An 18,861-nucleotide genomic window follows, 5' to 3' on the forward strand; every position below is an offset into this window, starting at 1 on the left:
TTTAGATGGATGAGCTACGATTTTAATACCATTGAAGCCAGATGGCAAAAATATTGGGCAGAAAACGAAACGTTTAAAGCACAAAATGGCGGTGATAAACCAAAGTACTATGTATTGGATATGTTTCCTTATCCATCAGGTGCAGGATTGCACGTAGGACACCCATTAGGGTATATTGCCAGTGATATTTATGCACGATACAAACGTCATAAAGGATTTAATGTATTGCATCCACAAGGATATGATTCTTTTGGTTTGCCGGCAGAGCAATATGCTATCCAAACAGGACAACATCCTGCTATTACAACTAAAGAGAATATAGCTCGCTATCGTGAGCAACTAGATAAAATTGGTTTTTCTTTTGACTGGAGTCGTGAAGTAAGAACAAGTGACCCCAAATTTTATAAATGGACACAATGGATTTTTATCGAACTTTTCAATTCATGGTATGATAATGAAGAGAATAAAGCCAGAAAAATTCAAGATTTGGAGGCTATTTTCTCTTCTGAAGGAAACGCAAGCGTAAACGCAGTTTGTGATGAGGGTGTAACTGAATTTACAGCAGAGAATTGGAATAACTTTTCGTCCAGAGAACAACAAGAAATTTTACTAAAATATAGGTTAACTTATTTAGCAGAAACTGAGGTGAACTGGTGTCCACAATTAGGAACAGTATTAGCCAATGATGAGATTGTAAATGGAGTTTCTGAGCGTGGAGGATATCCAGTTATTCGAAAAAAAATGACACAATGGAGCATGAGAATTTCTGCTTATGCTCAGCGTTTACTTGATGGATTGGATACGATCGATTGGCCGCAACCGCTAAAAGATTCGCAAACCAATTGGATTGGACGTTCACAAGGAGCGAGTGTGATTTTTAAGGTAAAAGATCATAATGAAACCATTGAAGTATTTACAACAAGACCTGATACTATTTTTGGAGCTACGTTTATGACGTTAGCACCAGAACACGAATTAGTTCAAAAAATTACAACTGCCGAACAAAAAACCGAGATAGATGCATATATAGAAGCCACAGCAAAACGTAGCGAGCGTGAGCGTATGGCTGATGTAAAGACCATTAGCGGAGTATTTACAGGAGCCTATGCAGAGCATCCGTTTACAAAAGAGCCGGTGCCAATCTGGATTGGAGATTACGTATTAGCAGGATATGGTACAGGTGCAGTAATGGCTGTGCCATGCGGGGACCAGCGTGATTATGATTTTGCGAAGCATTTCGATATTCCAATTACTAATATTTTTGAAGGAGTAGATATCTCTGAAGAAGCTTTTGCCGATAAAGAAAATACAGTCATAGCAAATTCTGAATTCTTGAATGGTTTAAATTATAAGAAAGCAACCAAAACGGCCATCTATGAACTAGAAAAATTAGGGCAAGGAGAAGGTAAGATCAATTATAGATTACGCGATGCTGTATTTAGTCGCCAGCGTTATTGGGGAGAGCCATTTCCTGTATATTATGTAGACGGTATGCCGCAAATGATTGATGCAAAACATTTACCTATTGAGTTGCCGGAGGTTGAAAAATATTTGCCTACTGAAGCTGGAGACCCACCATTAGGTCGTGCAGAGGTTTGGGCTTGGGATACCGAAACTAATACGGTGGTTTCTAATGAAAAAATAGATCATAAAACGATTTTTCCATTAGAGTTGAATACGATGCCAGGTTGGGCTGGAAGTTCATATTACTTTAATCGATATATGGATCCTAATAATGAAGATGAGGTGTTTTCTCAAGATGCTATTACGTATTGGAAAGAAGTTGATCTATACATAGGAGGTAGTGAACATGCCACAGGTCATTTACTATATGCGCGCTTCTGGCAAAAGTTTTTATTTGATAGGGGTATCGTTCCTGCAGATGAGTTTGCAAAAAAATTGATCAATCAAGGAATGATATTAGGAACAAGTGCTATAATCTATAGAATAAGTGGCACAAATACCTATGTTTCTAAAGGACTAAAAGACCAACATGAAACTGAAGAACTTCGTGTTGATGTAAATATGGTTAATGCTTCAGATGAATTGAACCCCGATGAATTGAAAAACTGGCAACCTCAATTCAAAAATGCAGAATTTGTTCTTGAGGATGACAAGTATATTGTAGGTCGAGAAGTTGAAAAAATGTCAAAACGATGGTTTAATGTCGTTAATCCAGATGATATTTGTAATGATTACGGGGCAGATACATTGCGTTTATATGAAATGTTCTTAGGTCCATTAGAACAGGCAAAACCTTGGAACACAGCAGGGATTACCGGGGTACATTCTTTCCTTAAAAAATTATGGAAATTATACCATAATGGCGACAAGTTTGAGATTTCAGATACAGAGCCGACAAAAGATAGTTTAAAAACCTTGCATAAAACCATTAAAAAGGTTAAAGAAGATATTGAGAATTTCTCTTTTAATACTTCAGTAAGTACCTTTATGATTGCTGTGAATGAACTTACAGCTCAAAAATGTAGTTCAAAAGCGATTTTAGAACCTTTATTGGTATTAATTTCGCCATATGCACCACATATTGCTGAAGAATTATGGAAAAAAATAGGACATGATACGTCTATTTCAACAGCGTCTTTCCCGGTTTTTGAAGAAAAGCATCTGGTAGAAAGTACGAAGCAGTACCCGATTTCATTCAACGGTAAAATGCGTTTTACTTTAGAGTTATCTTTAGATTTAAGTAAAGATGAAATTGAAGCAGCTGTACTAGCACATGAAAAAACACAGCAACAGCTTGCAGGTCGAGAACCTAAAAAGGTGATCGTGGTGCCTGGTAAGATCGTAAATGTTGTTGGATAAGTAAAATATTTACTTATAGTGGCAGGCTGAGGTTCTCGAAGCCTGCAATTCACTATTATAGATTGACCCTTTATTTATTAAAACATGATTAACCCTATAGAGATCTTAGGATTGGTGGCTGCAATTTTAACTACTGCTGCATTTTTACCACAAGTGTATAAAACCTGGAAAACAAAATCTACCGATAGTTTATCTTTAACAATGCTATTGATTTTTGTTTCTGGAGTTTTATGTTGGTTAGTTTATGGGTTTTTGATTGATAGTTTTCCAATTATTTTGGCTAATTTTATAACAGCAATTTCAGGTTTTCTGCTATTGTATTTTAAGTATCGATATAAAAATTAAGGTAAACTCTTCAGGTTTATCGTTTTTTAACAATTTCTATTATAATTCCATAAAATTATTGATACAATATTTTTTGAATATGATTTATTGGTTTATTTCATAAAAACAGCTATTTTCGACAAAAAAATAAGAATATGATAATTGGTGTTCCTAAGGAAATCAAAAATAACGAGAACCGTGTAGGTGTAACCCCTGCCGGAACTATGGAGCTCGTTAGACATGGCCACACTGTTTTCATTCAGCAAAATGCTGGTCTTCAAAGTGGTTTTAGTGATGAAGAGTATATCGGTGCAGGAGGTAAAATTTTACCGACCATTGAAGAAGTATACCAAACTGCTGAAATGATTATCAAGGTCAAGGAGCCAATTGAACCTGAATATTCTTTAATAAAGAAAGATCAATTAGTTTTTACATATTTTCATTTTGCATCAAGTGAACCACTTACTAGAGCTATGATTGATAGCGGCTCTGTATGTGTTTCTTATGAAACAGTTGAAGATCCAGATCGTAGTTTACCTTTATTAACTCCAATGAGTGAGGTTGCAGGAAGAATGTCTATTCAACAAGGTGCTAAATATCTTGAAAAACCACTCAAAGGGAGAGGAATCCTTCTTGGTGGTGTTCCAGGAGTTGCTCCGGCCAAAGTTTTAGTACTTGGGGGTGGAGTTGTAGGCACTCAAGCCGCAAAAATGGCTGCTGGAATGGGAGCAGATGTAACGATTTTAGATATTAGTCCTAAAAGATTAAAATATCTTGATGATGTAATGCCTGCCAATGTAAATACAGAATATTCTAATGAGTATACCATTCGTAAGCATATTAAGACATCAGATCTTATTGTTGGTGGTGTATTGATCCCTGGAGCTAAAGCACCAAAATTAATCACTCGTGATATGTTGAAGGATATGCGTCCGGGAACTGTTTTGGTAGATGTTGCAGTAGATCAAGGAGGTTGTTTTGAAACCACAAAACCAACAACACATCAAGATCCGGTATATATTATTGATGATGTAGTGCATTATTCTGTAGCGAATATGCCAGGAGCTGTACCTTTTACGTCAACTTTGGCATTAACTAATGTCACTTTGCCATATGCTGTTCAACTTGCTAATAAAGGTTGGAAAGCTGCTTGTGCAGAAAATGAACCACTTAAAAAAGGATTAAACGTCATTAACGGAGATGTTGTGTATCCGGCAATATCAGAGGCTTTTAGCCTTCCTTTAAAAGATGTAGATACATATTTATAGTAAACTTCGACGTATTGGCTAACTCAAGTTTATTTAACCAAAGACCTTGCTATTATGGCGAGGTTTTTGCTTTTATAGATAGTATATAAATTGTAAATTTAACAAGCATAAAAAAAGGATAACGTTATGATGGGATATTATATCATTGCCGGAATCATATTTCTGGTAAGTTCATATGTAAGTAATAAGTTAAAAAGTAAGTTTAAAAAATACTCAAATCTGCATTTGCAAAATGGAATGAGTGGAGCAGAAATAGCAACAAAAATGTTGCATGATAATGGAATACGTGATGTGAAAGTGATTTCTACACCAGGAATGCTTACGGATCATTATAATCCATTAAAAAAGACAGTAAACCTTAGTGAAGGTGTGTATAATCAACGTAATGCAGCGGCAGCGGCTGTAGCCGCGCATGAGGTTGGCCATGCCGTGCAGCATGCAACCTCATATAGTTGGTTAACGATGAGGTCTAAGATTGTTCCTGCAGTTGGTGTGGCCAGTAAGCTTTCTAATTTTGTAATTATGGGAGGACTTGTTTTATCAGCATCAGGTATGGTTCTTGGGAATACAGTTTTCTTAATTGGGATCATGTTATTTGCGGTAACCACTTTATTTACATTTATTACCTTACCAGTAGAGTATGATGCCAGTAATAGAGCTTTAGCCTGGTTAGAAAATAATAATATGGTTACGCAGCAAGAGCATGCCGGGGCAAAAGATGCTTTAAAATGGGCAGCTAGGACATATTTAGTGGCTGCCTTAGGGTCATTGGCAACATTACTGTATTTTATTTCAATTTTTTTAGGAAGAAGAGATTAAGTAAAATAATATAAAAAGATTGCGGGCCTCAAAGATTTCTAATATCTGTGAGGCCTTAATTTTTATATTTTAATTTGTCGATCAATTTGTTGATCTAATGATATAAAGGTTTCTGTACGAGAAACGCCCTCTATTGCCTGAATTTCTTTATTTAATACATTCATCAAATGTTCATTATCTCTACATAAGATCTTGATGAAAATAGACCAATTTCCAGTAGTATAATGACATTCAATTACTTCTGGGATGTCTTTGAGTTGTTTTACGGCTTTTGGATTACTTACTGCCTTGTCTAAAAAGACGCCAACAAACGCCATCGTTTTGTAACCAAGTACTTTAGGATCGATAATAAACTTGGATCCTGCAATTAATCCTGAGGCTTCAAGTTTACGAAGACGTTGATGTATAGCTGCGCCAGATATTCCGACCTTTCTGGCAATTTCTAAAATTGGCTTTCTGGCATCTTCCATAAGATTCCTTAGAATCTCTTTATCAATACCATCTATTTTTAAGTTATTGTTTTGACTTTTCATTACAGACAAAATTACAAATGATAATCAAAAATACAAGTACTGCTTTGTAATTGAAATTAAATAATGGATAATACTGCATATGTGGATGGCGTTTAAAGAGTACTTTAGTTTTTACCCTTTTACACCATCGGGGTTATATCCAAGATATTCGCGTTCTTTTTCTTTAAATATGATTCCGTATTCTTCAAGCTCTTTAAGTATGGGTTCGTATACTTCTTCTTGAATAGGGATTTGTACACCTGTGGTGGTAATTTGTTGATTTAATATGCGTAATGTTGCCATTGCAACTGGCAAACCAACTGTTCTAGCCATTGCGGTATAAGTCTGATCTTTACCCATGGTGACCATAGTGGCATCTATTTGTTTACGCTCTCCATTGAGCTCGTATCCAAATTTGTGGTACATCACAATCATATCTTTGTCTCCCTTATCCAGAGTCCAGTCATCCATCAAAATTTTCTGAAGAATTTGAGCTGGAGTAGCATTAGGGATTCCTACTTTTTTGTCGGGATTAAATAGATCAAGTTCTAGAAGTTTATCCCACATAATATCGTCTTGGTCGATCTTAAGATAATGTCGAAGTTTTAGTTCAACCGAATCTGTAGGGGAATATGCCAAAAAGGAATTGGTAAAATCACGATAGCTCATGTTTTCCGAGTTGGTTATAGTGTAGTCATCTGCGGTCATTCCTAGCTGTACAAAAGTATTCCAAGCTTTTGAAAACCCTACTCTTCGAATCGTTCCTCTATATAATGTAAGAATATCATTTAAACCATATATACTTTTGTATTTCAAAGAATTTCGATTTGCATAGGCTTCAAAACGCCCATATCCCTCAACTTCAAGAAACTCTGTTCTTCTAAATAGCTTGTGATAGGGTATGTATTTGTATGTTCCTTCCTGCAAGAATTCTGCGGCACCCCCTTGTCCGGCAATTACAACATTACGGGGATTCCAGGTAAATTTATAGTTCCAAAGGTTGGTATCACTCTCTGGGGCTACCAGACCACCAGTAAATGATTCGAATAAGATGATTTTACCTCCTTGATTTCTTATGCGATCAATAACTTGCATGGCACTCATATGATCAATACCAGGGTCTACTCCTATTTCATTCATGAAAATGAGGCCTTTTTTGCGAACCTGATCATCTAGCTCTTGCATTTCCGGACTTACATAAGAAGCAGTAACCATTGATTTTTCATATTTCAAACAGTCTTTAGCGACCTCAATATGAAATCGTGCTGGCAACATAGAGACGACTATATCTGCATCTTTAATTGCAGTCTCTCTAGAATTTTTATCAAAAACATCTAAAGCTTGTGCTTTAGTATTTGGATGATTATTTGCTAGTGCAATAGCATTTTCTACGGAGATATCTCCAATGGTTATATGAAGTTTTTCAGAAATAGATTTATCCTGAAAATATTTAATTAAGACCGCAGTAGATTTACCTGCACCAATAACTAGAATCTTTCGCATACCTCCTGATATTTTGATAACTTTGATACGAATGTAGTGAATACAGTAAAAAGTAAGCTCTCAAATTTATGAGATTAATTATTCTTTCTGAAAAAATGTGTCTAAAACATAAAATCTACTACAAGATATAATCAATTATGAAAAATAACAGAATTAATAAAACTATTTTGATCACTGGGGCTGTCCTAGCGTTATTAGCAGTGCTTTTAGGAGCATTTGGAGCTCATGGATTAGAAAAACTAGTAGATACTCAAAGTATTGACTCATTCAAGACTGGGGTTAGATATCAAATGTATCACGCTATTGTGTGTCTCATTTTAGGAAACATGAATGTCATAAGTTTAGAATCCAAGAAGCGAATTTTTTATTTTTTTATGGGGGGAATACCCCTTTTTTCAGGGTCAATATACCTTTTGGTTATTGATGAGGTATTAGGAGTTTCTTTGTCAAGCCTTGCTTTTCTTACACCTTTGGGAGGTTTATTGTTAATTTTTGGTTGGATTTTCTTTATTGTTTCACTTGTTAAGATTAAGTGATGTTTTTGACGGTTAGTGTAATTATTATTTATAATTTTGCACGTACATAACAAAACACAACATATTTTTATGGAACCACTGTATCCAACTACGAAAACGTTTTCGTTAAAGCATTACGGTATTGAAAATGCTACAATGCGCTACCAATTATCTCCAGAAGATCTAGAGAAAGAGGCAGTGCAAAAAGGTCAAGGGAGAGTAACCAAATCTGGTGCACTGGCAATTAACACAGGAGAATTTACCGGTCGATCTCCAATGGATCGCTTTATTGTGAAAGATCATATCACAAAAGATAAAGTGTGGTGGGGCGATATTAACCTTCCTTTTGATTCAGAAAAGTTTGATGCATTATATGATAAGGTAACCAAATATTTATCTGGGAAAGAAATCTTTGTAAGAGATAGCTATGCTTGTGCTGATCCGGAGTATAGGCTAAATATAAGGGTTATCAATGAATATCCTTGGTCTAATATGTTTGCCTACAATATGTTTTTGAGGCCTACAGACGAAGAATTGAAAAGTTTTGATCCAGAATGGACTGTGATCAATGCACCTGGATTTATGGCAGATGCTAAAGTTGATGGTACTCGACAGCATAATTTTGCGATTTTAAACTTTGATAGAAAAATAGCTCTCATAGGAGGAACAGGATATACTGGAGAAATTAAAAAAGGGATTTTTTCTGCATTAAATTTTATTCTTCCGGTAGAACGTGATTGTTTTCCAATGCACTGTTCTGCTAATGTTGGCGAAGAAGGAGACACCGCAATATTTTTTGGACTTTCTGGAACAGGTAAAACTACATTATCTACAGATGCTAATCGCAAATTAATTGGTGATGATGAGCACGGATGGACTAAAGAAAACACTATTTTTAATTTTGAAGGAGGGTGTTATGCAAAAGTGATTGATTTGTCTCAAGAAAAAGAGCCAGAAATATATGGAGCTATCAAGAAAGGAGCGATTCTGGAAAATGTAATCATTGATGATAATAATGAAGTAGATTTTGCAGATACATCAATTACACAAAATACGAGAGTAAGTTATCCGATTCATCATATCGAAAATATCAAGGAGCCTTCAATCGGTAAAAATCCAAAGAATATATTCTTTTTAACTGCAGATGCGTTTGGGGTAATGCCTCCAATCTCTAAATTGACACCAAGTCAAGCTGCATACCATTTTATATCTGGATATACGGCAAAAGTTGCCGGAACTGAAGCAGGCGTTATAGAGCCACAACCATCTTTTTCGGCTTGTTTTGGAGCGCCATTTATGCCTTTACATCCAGCTGAATATGCTGAGATGTTAATCAAAAAAATGAAAGATACAGGGGTAAATGTATGGTTAGTAAACACAGGTTGGACAGGTGGACCATATGGTGTTGGTACGCGTATTAAACTTAAGTATACCAGAGCGATGATACAGGCTGTATTAAATGGTGATTTAGGTTTGTATTCTTATGATGACTATCATATTCACTCGGTGTTTGGAGTAGCTCAACCTAGAACTTGTCCTGGCGTTCCGGATAGTGTTTTAAGTCCGAGAGCAACCTGGAACGACGATGAAGCTTACTATACAACTGCATTTAAATTAACAAATGCATTTAGAGAGAATTTCAAGAAATTTGAATCGTATGCTAATGAAGAGATTCGTAGAGGAGGTCCTCAACGATATTCTTTCTAAGAAAGCATACTTTTTATAAATAAATAAAGCCCGAAATTTAAATTTCGGGCTTTATTATTTTTATTGTTAAAGAGAGAAGAAGTTCTAGCTCTACTTTTTATTTACTTCTTTAATATATTTTTGAAGCGCCATAGTCATCGACGGAGTCTCTGGAGTTGGTGCTTGAATATTTACGATAAGATTGTGCTCTTCGGCAGCTTTTACCGTAGAATTTCCAAAAACTGCAATTCTAGTATCGTTTTGCTTGAAATCTGGAAAGTTTTCAAATAGTGATTGGATTCCTGAAGGGCTAAAGAAAACTAAAATATCGTAAAATACATTTCTTAAATCAGAAAGATCACTTACTACAGTTTTATAAAAAACACCTTGCTTCCAATCCACTTTTAAACTATCTAAAGTTTCTGGAATTAATGGTTTTAGCTTATCAGATGATGGTAACAAAAACTTCTCGTTCTTATACTTTTTTATAAGAGGTGATAACTCCTGAAAAGTACGTTTTCCAACATAGATTTTTCTTTTTCGGTATACAACGTATTTTTGCAAATAGTATGCAACCGCCTCACTTTGACAGAAATATTTTAGAGTATCAGGAACCTTATATCGCATTTCTTCAGCTATTCTAAAAAAATGATCGACAGAATTGCGGCTAGTAAGAATAATAGCGGTGTATTGTGATAAATCCACTTTTTGCAATCTTACCTCCTTAGCATCGACTCCCTCTACATGAATGAATGGAATAAAGTCAATTTTTACTTTTTCCCTTTCCTCTAGATCAAAATAAGGTGAATTTTCTACTTTAGGCTCCGGCTGCGAGACCAAAATTGTTTTCACTTTCATAAATATTCTTTTCTTACGTTCCTATCTTAGTACTTAATGGACTTATATAGTATAAAATAAGGCGCGATTTCAAGTGCGCAAAGATACAAAATAAAATAAAATAAGTGGTTCAAAATTATATTTTCATTTTTCCTGTAGAAAGAAACGAGTATAATAATGTTAAGAATAGCAATCGCAACTAACAATATTATAAAGGCAATTTTTGAAGGCTCAAAAGTGTATATAAACACTATATTAATTGGTAATAAAAGCAATCCAGTAAAATTGCGGTATGATATTTTATAAAAAAGATATTCATCAATGATAGCATCAATGGAAAAAATAGTAGCAATAATTTTTTCAATTAATACTTTGAAAATAACAATTACAGTATAAATTATTGCTATTTTAAAGTATAAAGTGATTTCGATTGGAGTTGTCCGCCATTCAAAAACATCAAAACATAAGTATAAGAATAGCGATACTGAAGCAATTTGCAATAACAATAAAGTAATATTAAATAAAGAAGAAAGCTTATTTGGCTTTTGATATGATATAATATACTTATTGTTACTAAAAAGTGCTACAAAATCATAAAACCTTAAGGCATTAATACTTTTGGCAGTAGCCAATAAAACTAGGCATATCACGATTAAAACGGTAAGCCAATTGGTTGATAGTATTTCTCTAGTAATAAATTCCATATAATACAGATGATAAAATTACAATCTATTAACGAATAAAAACAAAAAAATGTTGAAGATGCCTAATTATTAATCGAAATACATTTTATATCCCTCATTTATAATCTATGCGCTCTGAACAAGTTTTTCTGTAGTAGGAAGGAATGATTATTTGGTTATATTTGCTTGAAAAATAGTATAGATGGCAGATGCCTTAGTTATCATTCCTACCTATAATGAAATTGAAAATGTGGAGCGTATCATTAAGAATGTATTTTCGCTGCAACGTGATTTCCATATTTTGATTGTAGATGATAATTCACCTGATGGTACAGCTAGCAAGGTTGAAGAGTTGCAATTAGAATATCCTGACGAACTCTTTTTGTTACAAAGAGAGGGTAAATTAGGACTAGGTACTGCTTATATTGCCGGTTTTAGATGGGCTCTAGAGCGCTCTTATGAATATATTTTTGAAATGGATGCCGATTTTTCGCACAATCCTAATGATTTGATACGATTGTATAATGCATGTTCCAAAGGATCTTCTTCTGTTGCGATAGGGTCTCGATATGTTACAGGAGTAAATGTTGTAAACTGGCCAATGAGTAGAGTATTATTGTCGTGGCTAGCATCAAAATATGTTCGTTTTATTACCGGAATGGATATTCATGACACAACCGCAGGATTTATCTGTTATAAAAGAGAGGTGTTAGAGAAAATAAATTTAGATAAAATCAAGTTTGTGGGATATGCTTTTCAGATTGAAATGAAGTTTAAAGCATATTTGCTAAAGTTTAAAATAAAAGAAATCCCGGTAATATTTACAGATAGAACAAGAGGTACTTCAAAAATGAGTAAAGGGATTATTTCTGAAGCAGTTTTTGGAGTTATAAGAATGAAATTTAAGAGCTTATTTAAAAGTTATGAGATATGAATAGTGTACTTATTAAAAATGCAAACATTGTTAATGAAGGAACGATTTTTAAGGGTGACATTTATATAGAAAATGGAATCTTCAAAGAAATTGCATCGCATATTAGTGCTAAATCAGACCATGTTCAAATAATCGATGCAGAAGGGAAATATCTAATCCCAGGAGTAATAGATGATCAAGTACATTTTAGAGAGCCTGGTCTTACTCATAAGGCTAATATTGCGACAGAGTCTAAAGCTGCTGTTGCAGGAGGCATAACTTCATTTATTGAAATGCCTAATACTGTCCCTCAAACTACAACCATAGAGAAATTAGAAGAAAAATTTGAAATAGCTGCAAAAACAAGCTATGCTAATTATTCTTTCATGTTTGGAGGAACCAATGATAACCTGGAAGAAATAAGAAAGGTAGATAAAAAAAATGTGGCAGGCTTAAAATTGTTTCTTGGGTCATCTACGGGAAATATGCTTGTTGATAATCCCGAAGTTTTAGAGAAAATATTTGCATCTACAGATCTTTTAATTTCGGTACATTGCGAAGATGAACAGACGATAAGAGATAATACTAAAAAATATAAAGAGCAGTACGGAGAGGATATTCCAATAGAGCTTCATCCTATTATCAGGAGCGAAGAAGCTTGTTATCTGTCGTCGTCAAAAGCGATAGAATTGGCAAAAAAAACGGGTGCTAGGTTACATGTTTTTCACCTTTCTACGGCAAAAGAAACGGATTTGTTCACGAATAAAATTCCGCTTAAAGAGAAGAAAATTACAGCAGAAGTATGTATTCATCATTTATGGTTCTCAGATGCAGATTATAAAGAAAAAGGAACCTTAATTAAATGGAACCCCGCGGTAAAAACATCTAAAGATAGAGAAGCTTTATTCGAGGCTTTATTAGATGATAGATTAGACGTGATTGCAACAGATCATGCTCCACATACCGCTGAAGAAAAAGATAATGTGTATACAAAAGCACCTTCTGGAGGTCCATTAGTGCAACATGCGCTCACCGCAATGCTAGAATTTTATCACCAAGGTAAAATTAGTCTAGAAAAAATTGTCGAAAAAATGTGTCATAATCCCGCAATTTTATTTCAAGTTCATAAAAGAGGGTATATTAAAGAAGGATACTTTGCAGATGCTGTTTTGGTAGATCTTAATGATCCATGGACAGTGACTAAAGATAATATACTTTATAAATGCGGTTGGTCTCCGTTCGAAGAGACTACATTTAAATCAAGAATTACGCATACTTTTGTTAATGGAGGTTTGGTGTATGAAAATTCTAGGTTTTATGATGTAAAACTAGCGCAACGGTTAACTTTTGATAGATGATTAGAACTATAAAATATAGTATATGGTGTTTGATGTTACTTGCATGCCAAAGCATTGACAAGGCATCAGAACCTAAAGTTTTGATAGGCGAAGATCGTATGGTTGAAATTCTTACAGATATAGCTTTTGTAAAGGCAGCCAAGTCTTCAAATAGAAAAGTATTTGAACAAAAGAAAATCAATCCAGAAAAGTATATTCTAAACAAATATGGTATTGATAGTATTGTTTTTGCTGAGAATAATACCTGGTATGCTGGTCAATTAGAAAAGTATGAAGAGATTTTTAAGCGCGTAAAAGGTAATTTAGAAAAATCCAGAGATGCTTTTGAAAAGCTGAAAAAAGAAGAGGATTCAATTAAAAAAGTTGAAGATTCTATATTGAAAAGCAAGGATACCTTACAGGACAAGGATAAACTTATAATTCCTTCAGAATTAAAACCCATTGAAGAAGATATAGAAAAAGCAAAACAGAAGAGGCTTAAACCTCGTTTAAAAAAGCAGTAGCAGTTTCTTCAATTGCATCTTGAACAGGTGTAAATGTATACTTTAACTCGTTTTTGATTTTATCGTTTTTGTAGAACGAATTTGAAAGAGCACTACGTATCGAAGATTTGAATATAGAGCGCTTAGTTCTAAAAAAGAAATGACTAATTCTTTGGATATTATAGGCTAGTTTTAGTAAAAAAGGAGACGCTTTTTTTGTTGGTACAGGCTTTTTTAATGCTTTGGCAATCATAGAAAATGCATCCTTATAACTTAAGTTTTCTCCAACCAGAATATATCTTTCGTTAGTATGGTTTCCTTTCATAAGTTGATGCATGACGTTTACAACATCCTTTATGGCTACATATCCTGTTGCTCCGGTGGTATAGTACCGCATTCCTGCATATATTCTTTTAAACAAAAAGCCACTGCCACCATTAAAAAAACCGGGTCCGATAATAATTCCTGGGTTGACGATAACTGTATTTAACCCTTCTTGAGTTCCTCTCCAGACCTCCATTTCGGCACCATATTTAGTAATTGCATATACCGATTTTTGAGTTTCGGGATTCCATTCTACGGTTTCATCAATAAACGATGTAGCAGGATCTTCTTCTAGAGTTGCAATCGAGCTAACGTAGCATAGCTTTTTTACATTATGAATTAAGCAAAGGTTTACAATATTGGCTGTGCCCTCAATATTCACCTTTCTCAGTTTTTTATAATGAGAAGGGTTGAAACTAATTTTTGCAGCACAATGATATACATGTGTAATTTCTGTAAAGGCTTCAGATAATTCAGGAATATTATTTATTGTAGTTTTAACCCAGTCTATAGAGTCGAACAGATGTGCTTTCTCAGGTAAATGATAAGAAAACATTTTTTTGGCGTATTCTTTTTTAGCTTCTGATCTATATAATGCACGTATAGGTTGTTTTTCATTTATCAGTTGAACTAATAAGTGAGTGCCTACCAACCCTGTTGCTCCTGTAATTAAAATCATAGTATTTGTTCTGCTGTACTAAAGTAAACATATTTAGGATTTCTGCCGTATTGATAGCTCCATATTAACCATATTTTTATCTTTGTCGCGTCTTAATTCAATGATAAAAAAATGACTAAGAATTTTATAGAAGAGTTACGCTGGAGAGGAATGCTACATGATGCTATGCCCGGTACCGAAGAATACTTACTAGAACAGATGAGATCTGCATATGTAGGCTTTGACCCTACTGCAGATTCTTTGCATATTGGCAACTTGGTTCCGATTATGTTATTGGCTCATTATCAAAGAGCTGGACATAAACCTTTTGCTTTGGTAGGTGGCGCTACAGGTATGATTGGAGATCCATCTGGCAAATCTGCAGAGCGTAATCTTTTAGATGAAAAAACACTTAGACATAACCAGGAAGCCATAAAAGCTCAGTTATCCCGGTTTTTGGATTTTGAAAGTGATGCATCGAATGCCGCAGTATTAGTAAATAATTACGATTGGATGAAAGAATTTTCATTCCTTGATTTTATTAGAGATGTAGGGAAACATATTACGGTAAACTATATGATGGCTAAAGATTCTGTAAAGAATAGAATTTCTTCAGAATCTTCTGAAGGGATGTCGTTTACAGAGTTTACGTATCAATTAGTTCAAGGATATGACTTTTTACATTTGTATAGAGATCATGACTGTACATTGCAAATGGGCGGTAGTGATCAATGGGGGAATATTACTACTGGAACAGAGTTGATTAGAAGAATAGCAGGCGGAAAAGGATACGCCCTTACATGCCCATTAATTACAAAATCTGATGGATCAAAATTTGGGAAATCTGAAGGAGGTAATGTATGGTTAGACGCTAATAGAACCTCACCGTATAAGTTCTACCAATATTGGTTAAACACCAGTGATGAAGACGCTGAAAAGTACATCAAGATTTTTACTTTTCTAAATAAGGAAGAGATAGAAAGCCTTATTGTTGAGCATAAAGAAGCGCCCCATATGAGAATCCTACAAAAAAGATTGGCAGATGAAGTTACTGTGATTGTACACTCTCAAGAAGATTTAGATAACGCTATAAAAGCATCAAATATCCTGTTTGGAAAATCGACTTCAGCAGATCTGAAAGATTTGGATGAAGCTACATTTTTAGATGTTTTTGATGGTGTGCCACAAGCCGAAATTTCAGGAAGTATGATTGATAATGGTTTGGATATTATTGGGGCATTGGCCGAGCATACTGGTTTTTTAAAATCAAATGGAGAGGCCAGGCGAGCGTTAAAAGAGAATTCTATTTCAGTAAATAAAGAAAAAGTTACGGAAGGTTTTTCTATATCAAGTAAAGATTTGATTAACAATCAATTTGTCTTATTACAACGTGGTAAAAAGAACTATTTTGTAATTAGAGTGGTTTAAAGAACTCTGTTGGATTTAAAAACTAAGGGTTAAATCTCTTGACTTCTGAGACTGTATTTAAAAACAGGAGTCAAGAGATTTTGGACCATACGAGCTTACATAAAGCTATTTGATTGATAAATGACCTAGTTGTTAATTATTTATGCGGTCTTGCTCGTCTTGTAGCCCTGATTTTTTCTGTTTTTTAGCCTTTACATCTTTGTTTCCGAAAGAATGGCTAATATAAAATTGTACCGTTCTACTATCACTACCACCACTTCCATCAATAAAAAGATTTCCAAACTGCGTGGTTCCTCTCCATGGGATCGTATATAAAATATCATTGCCAGTAAGTTTTACAGTCCAATTATCCCATTTCTTTTGTATACCGATGTTTAAAGAACCTAAAGATTCGGTAGCATAGGTGCCACCCCAGATCGAAGGGCTGCTGTACCAACCACTTAACTCAAAAGTCAATCCTTTGCTAAGTGTAAACGTACTTTGTGCATATCCACCATAAGTGGTTTGGTCGACTGCAATAAATGAAGAGTCTGTAGGCTTAAAATCACTATAATATATATAACCACTCATGTAAATATTCCACCAATTATTGATTTTTTTAGGGTAAGAAATACTCAGATTAATGACCTCTTGATTTGCAACATTACGGGTATTGATAAAGTTCCTGTTTTCGCCTTCTGCTTCAGTTATTTGTGCAAAGAAGTCATTTATAAAGGAGTAACTTAGACTAGTGGTAAGTGTGTACTTATAGGTATGGGATAGTTTTAGATTATCCGTATACTGGGGTTGTAAAAAAGGATTCCCTCTTCTAAAACTTAATTCATCTAATTGAAATTCAAACGGGTTTAATGCTTGATAATTGGGTCGTTGTATTCGACGACTATATAGTAATGCTAAGGAATGATTCTGAGAAGCTTGATACGTAAGTCCGCCAGATGGAAACCAATCTGTATACTTTCGTTTTACAGTTTTGTTATCATTTGGACTCGCAGCAGCAAGGTCTCCTTTAGAATCAGTGTTTTCTACACGTAATCCTGCCTGTATCTTGAATTTGTTAATTCCAAAATTGTAATTTATATAACCTGCAGTAACAATTTCATCATATACAAAAGTATTACTTCTGTCCATGTCCAAAGAACGAATTCTATTTTGAATAGTAAAAAAGTCAAATGTGTTGTCAGTTTTAACAAAAGAAAGCTTTGATCCTAGAGATAACATTCCTTTTCCTAATTTTTGTTCATAATCAACTTTGGTTACATAAATGTCTATATCGATTGGAGTATCTTGTGCGGTAATATTTTCATTGAGTGGATCTCCTTGTGAAGTAATATAAAAATTGGGCTGATTATTAAAGCGATTTCTTTGATAACGACCATAGTTTAGATCAATTAGCAAGCTTCTGCCTAGTGTATCTTTATATCGATAATTAAGATTGGTATTTAGGTTTAGACTTTCATTTTCATTGCTATTTGGTGCCAGCAAGATACTGTCAATTACACCAGTATTTCTTTGAATGATCGGAGTTCTAGAATTTGTTTCTGAAGAAGCATCTCTTAAAGAAAGATTTGCAGAAATACCAATTGTGTTTTTTGTATTAATTATATAATCTGCTGAGGTTCGAATATTGTGATTAATTACATCATTTTCAGATGTTGAACGAGCATCAAAAATATTATCTCCTTGTACACGATAAAGGTTAATAAAACTAGTAGGTTTCCCAATAAAATTACTGTAATTGGCGTTAAGTGTCCACTTTTTTGTTTTAGTCGTAATTCCTAGTTGACTATTATTTCTTAAAAAATCACCATAGGTCAACGTATTCGAAAAACTACCTACGGTACCCAGTCCTTTTTCTCTTTTAAGACGTATGTTAATGATTCCGGCATTTCCAGCAGCATCATATTTTGAAGAAGGTTGTGTGATAATTTCAATGCTCTCTATTTCATCTGCTTGTAACGACTGTAAAAATGTAGTAAGATCATCTCCTTGAAGAAAATTCTGACGATCATCAATATATATAAGTACTCCGTTTTTACCTTCAACTACAATATCATCATTATTATCTACGCGAACTCCTGGAGCCTTGCGAAGCACATCCAAACTATTATTTCCGGAAGATGTAATCGTTTCGGCAACATTAAATACTGTTTTATCAGGTTTTACCTCTACAATTGGTTTTTTGGTGGTAATAGTAACTTCTTCAAGAGATTCTTCGTTTTGTTCAAGAGTAATAGTTCCTAAAGTCAATGCATTATCCGAAAATGCAAAAGTTTTGTTGTAGGCTGTAAAACCAATACTACTAATAGTAATTTGGTATGTATTACTCTCAATGTCTTTTAATAAAAACACACCTTTATCATTAGTAATTCCGGCTTTTATTAGTTTTTGATCGGCATCTTTCAAAATAACATTAGCGTAAGGGACTGGTTGATTGGATAAATCCTGGACATTTCCGCTAATAGTTTGTGCAGACATAAGGTTGACAATGCTTGTAACTAAGTAGATTAAAATAAATAATAATGATCTCATAATTTCTAATTTTGATCCAAAGGTGAATGTTTTTAGAAATGGTTAAAAGAGTTTTTGGTCGAGTGGTCCAATGGATCGATCAATGGACCCGGTGCAATTTATCTGTGTATAGGGCCATTGATCGGGAAATTCTTGATACGTATAAAGTGAACAAGTAGTTTTGTAAGTGTCTATTTGTGTATGATGCTCTTTGGCTACT

The 18,861-nt window shown here is 34.3% G+C and carries 16 protein-coding genes; 10 read left to right on the forward strand and 6 right to left on the reverse strand.

Annotation, left to right across the window (positions count from 1 at the left end; all coding sequences use genetic code 11):
* The first annotated feature begins 9 nt into the window (after positions 1-9).
* From leuS to JJQ60_RS00490, 4 genes are all read left to right on the forward strand, one after another.
* Positions 10-2,823 carry a leucine--tRNA ligase gene (gene leuS, locus JJQ60_RS00475; protein ID WP_201915979.1) on the forward strand — a complete coding sequence of 938 codons (2,814 nt, stop codon included), beginning with the start codon at positions 10-12 and terminating at the stop codon, positions 2,821-2,823.
* 84 nt (positions 2,824-2,907) lie between these two features.
* Entirely contained in the window at positions 2,908-3,168 is a 261-nt protein-coding gene (locus tag JJQ60_RS00480) for a SemiSWEET transporter (RefSeq protein WP_201915980.1), read from the forward strand.
* Positions 3,169-3,302: 134 nt separating this feature from the next.
* Complete coding sequence (gene ald, locus JJQ60_RS00485) at positions 3,303-4,415, forward strand: alanine dehydrogenase (protein WP_201915981.1); 1,113 nt, start codon at positions 3,303-3,305, stop codon at positions 4,413-4,415.
* A 126-nt stretch (positions 4,416-4,541) separates the two neighbouring features.
* Positions 4,542-5,234 (forward strand): zinc metallopeptidase, encoded by a 693-nt coding sequence (locus tag JJQ60_RS00490; RefSeq protein WP_201915982.1) that lies wholly within the window; start codon positions 4,542-4,544, stop codon positions 5,232-5,234.
* Between the two features lie 62 nt (positions 5,235-5,296).
* On the opposite strand, the gene JJQ60_RS00495 is transcribed toward JJQ60_RS00490, so the two are convergent.
* Together JJQ60_RS00495 and JJQ60_RS00500 are read right to left on the reverse strand one after the other, a co-directional pair.
* Positions 5,297-5,767 (reverse strand): Lrp/AsnC ligand binding domain-containing protein, encoded by a 471-nt coding sequence (locus JJQ60_RS00495; protein WP_201915983.1) that lies wholly within the window; start codon positions 5,765-5,767, stop codon positions 5,297-5,299.
* A 111-nt stretch (positions 5,768-5,878) separates the two neighbouring features.
* Entirely contained in the window at positions 5,879-7,249 is a 1,371-nt protein-coding gene (locus tag JJQ60_RS00500; RefSeq protein WP_201915984.1) for a saccharopine dehydrogenase family protein, read from the reverse strand.
* 137 nt (positions 7,250-7,386) lie between these two features.
* Between JJQ60_RS00500 and JJQ60_RS00505 the strand changes: the two genes are divergently transcribed.
* Both JJQ60_RS00505 and pckA read left to right on the forward strand, forming a co-directional pair.
* Positions 7,387-7,785, forward strand: coding sequence for a DUF423 domain-containing protein (locus JJQ60_RS00505; protein WP_236668999.1), 399 nt, complete (start codon positions 7,387-7,389; stop codon positions 7,783-7,785).
* 69 nt (positions 7,786-7,854) lie between these two features.
* Entirely contained in the window at positions 7,855-9,471 is a 1,617-nt protein-coding gene (pckA, locus tag JJQ60_RS00510; RefSeq protein ID WP_201915985.1) for a phosphoenolpyruvate carboxykinase (ATP), read from the forward strand.
* A 90-nt stretch (positions 9,472-9,561) separates the two neighbouring features.
* Here the strand turns inward: pckA and JJQ60_RS00515 are convergent, their stop codons facing one another.
* The gene (locus tag JJQ60_RS00515; RefSeq protein WP_201915986.1) at positions 9,562-10,308 is read right to left on the reverse strand and encodes a uroporphyrinogen-III synthase; all 747 of its coding nucleotides are present in this window, start codon (positions 10,306-10,308) and stop codon (positions 9,562-9,564) included.
* A gap of 26 nt (positions 10,309-10,334) precedes the next feature.
* A complete protein-coding gene (locus JJQ60_RS00520) occupies positions 10,335-10,991 on the reverse strand; it encodes a DUF4271 domain-containing protein (RefSeq protein WP_201915988.1) in 657 nt (218 codons plus the stop codon).
* A 181-nt stretch (positions 10,992-11,172) separates the two neighbouring features.
* Between JJQ60_RS00520 and JJQ60_RS00525 the strand changes: the two genes are divergently transcribed.
* From JJQ60_RS00525 to JJQ60_RS00535, 3 genes are read left to right on the forward strand one after another with little or no spacing between them, the layout of a single operon-like run.
* Positions 11,173-11,904 (forward strand): polyprenol monophosphomannose synthase, encoded by a 732-nt coding sequence (locus JJQ60_RS00525; protein WP_201915989.1) that lies wholly within the window; start codon positions 11,173-11,175, stop codon positions 11,902-11,904.
* Positions 11,901-13,241, forward strand: a complete 1,341-nt coding sequence (locus JJQ60_RS00530) for a dihydroorotase (protein ID WP_201915990.1) — start codon at positions 11,901-11,903, stop codon at positions 13,239-13,241. Before JJQ60_RS00525 ends, JJQ60_RS00530 begins: the two co-directional genes overlap by 4 nt.
* Positions 13,238-13,744: a DUF4296 domain-containing protein gene (locus JJQ60_RS00535; RefSeq protein WP_201915991.1), complete on the forward strand. Its 507-nt coding sequence runs from the start codon at positions 13,238-13,240 to the stop codon at positions 13,742-13,744. The genes JJQ60_RS00530 and JJQ60_RS00535 overlap by 4 nt, the downstream gene beginning before the upstream one ends.
* Here JJQ60_RS00535 and JJQ60_RS00540 read toward each other — a convergent pair.
* Positions 13,719-14,726 (reverse strand): SDR family oxidoreductase, encoded by a 1,008-nt coding sequence (locus tag JJQ60_RS00540; RefSeq protein WP_201915992.1) that lies wholly within the window; start codon positions 14,724-14,726, stop codon positions 13,719-13,721. The genes JJQ60_RS00535 and JJQ60_RS00540 overlap by 26 nt on opposite strands.
* A gap of 111 nt (positions 14,727-14,837) precedes the next feature.
* On the opposite strand from JJQ60_RS00540, the gene tyrS reads away from it, so the two are divergent.
* The gene (tyrS, locus tag JJQ60_RS00545; RefSeq protein WP_201915993.1) at positions 14,838-16,133 is read left to right on the forward strand and encodes a tyrosine--tRNA ligase; all 1,296 of its coding nucleotides are present in this window, start codon (positions 14,838-14,840) and stop codon (positions 16,131-16,133) included.
* A 132-nt stretch (positions 16,134-16,265) separates the two neighbouring features.
* Here tyrS and JJQ60_RS00550 read toward each other — a convergent pair whose 3' ends face one another.
* Positions 16,266-18,662, reverse strand: coding sequence for an outer membrane beta-barrel family protein (locus JJQ60_RS00550; protein ID WP_201915994.1), 2,397 nt, complete (start codon positions 18,660-18,662; stop codon positions 16,266-16,268).
* Positions 18,663-18,861: the final 199 nt, after the last annotated feature.

Origin of the sequence: Aquimarina mytili (genome assembly GCF_016735115.1) — a bacterium.
GTDB lineage: Bacteria > Bacteroidota > Bacteroidia > Flavobacteriales > Flavobacteriaceae > Aquimarina > Aquimarina mytili.

Bases quoted from the DNA above. Each gene is read 5' to 3' on its own strand.
- pckA (WP_201915985.1), top strand. From the start codon at position 7,855: ATGGAACCACTGTATCCAACTACGAAAACGTTTTCGTTAAAGCATTAC.
- JJQ60_RS00505 (WP_236668999.1), top strand. From the start codon at position 7,387: ATGAAAAATAACAGAATTAATAAAACTATTTTGATCACTGGGGCTGTC.
- JJQ60_RS00490 (WP_201915982.1), top strand. From the start codon at position 4,542: ATGATGGGATATTATATCATTGCCGGAATCATATTTCTGGTAAGTTCA.
- JJQ60_RS00515 (WP_201915986.1), bottom strand. From the start codon at position 10,308: ATGAAAGTGAAAACAATTTTGGTCTCGCAGCCGGAGCCTAAAGTAGAA.
- JJQ60_RS00525 (WP_201915989.1), top strand. From the start codon at position 11,173: ATGGCAGATGCCTTAGTTATCATTCCTACCTATAATGAAATTGAAAAT.
- JJQ60_RS00535 (WP_201915991.1), top strand. From the start codon at position 13,238: ATGATTAGAACTATAAAATATAGTATATGGTGTTTGATGTTACTTGCA.
- JJQ60_RS00550 (WP_201915994.1), bottom strand. From the start codon at position 18,662: ATGAGATCATTATTATTTATTTTAATCTACTTAGTTACAAGCATTGTC.
- leuS (WP_201915979.1), top strand. From the start codon at position 10: ATGAGCTACGATTTTAATACCATTGAAGCCAGATGGCAAAAATATTGG.
- JJQ60_RS00480 (WP_201915980.1), top strand. From the start codon at position 2,908: ATGATTAACCCTATAGAGATCTTAGGATTGGTGGCTGCAATTTTAACT.
- JJQ60_RS00500 (WP_201915984.1), bottom strand. From the start codon at position 7,249: ATGCGAAAGATTCTAGTTATTGGTGCAGGTAAATCTACTGCGGTCTTA.
- JJQ60_RS00495 (WP_201915983.1), bottom strand. From the start codon at position 5,767: ATGAAAAGTCAAAACAATAACTTAAAAATAGATGGTATTGATAAAGAG.
- JJQ60_RS00540 (WP_201915992.1), bottom strand. From the start codon at position 14,726: ATGATTTTAATTACAGGAGCAACAGGGTTGGTAGGCACTCACTTATTA.
- tyrS (WP_201915993.1), top strand. From the start codon at position 14,838: ATGACTAAGAATTTTATAGAAGAGTTACGCTGGAGAGGAATGCTACAT.
- ald (WP_201915981.1), top strand. From the start codon at position 3,303: ATGATAATTGGTGTTCCTAAGGAAATCAAAAATAACGAGAACCGTGTA.
- JJQ60_RS00520 (WP_201915988.1), bottom strand. From the start codon at position 10,991: ATGGAATTTATTACTAGAGAAATACTATCAACCAATTGGCTTACCGTT.
- JJQ60_RS00530 (WP_201915990.1), top strand. From the start codon at position 11,901: ATGAATAGTGTACTTATTAAAAATGCAAACATTGTTAATGAAGGAACG.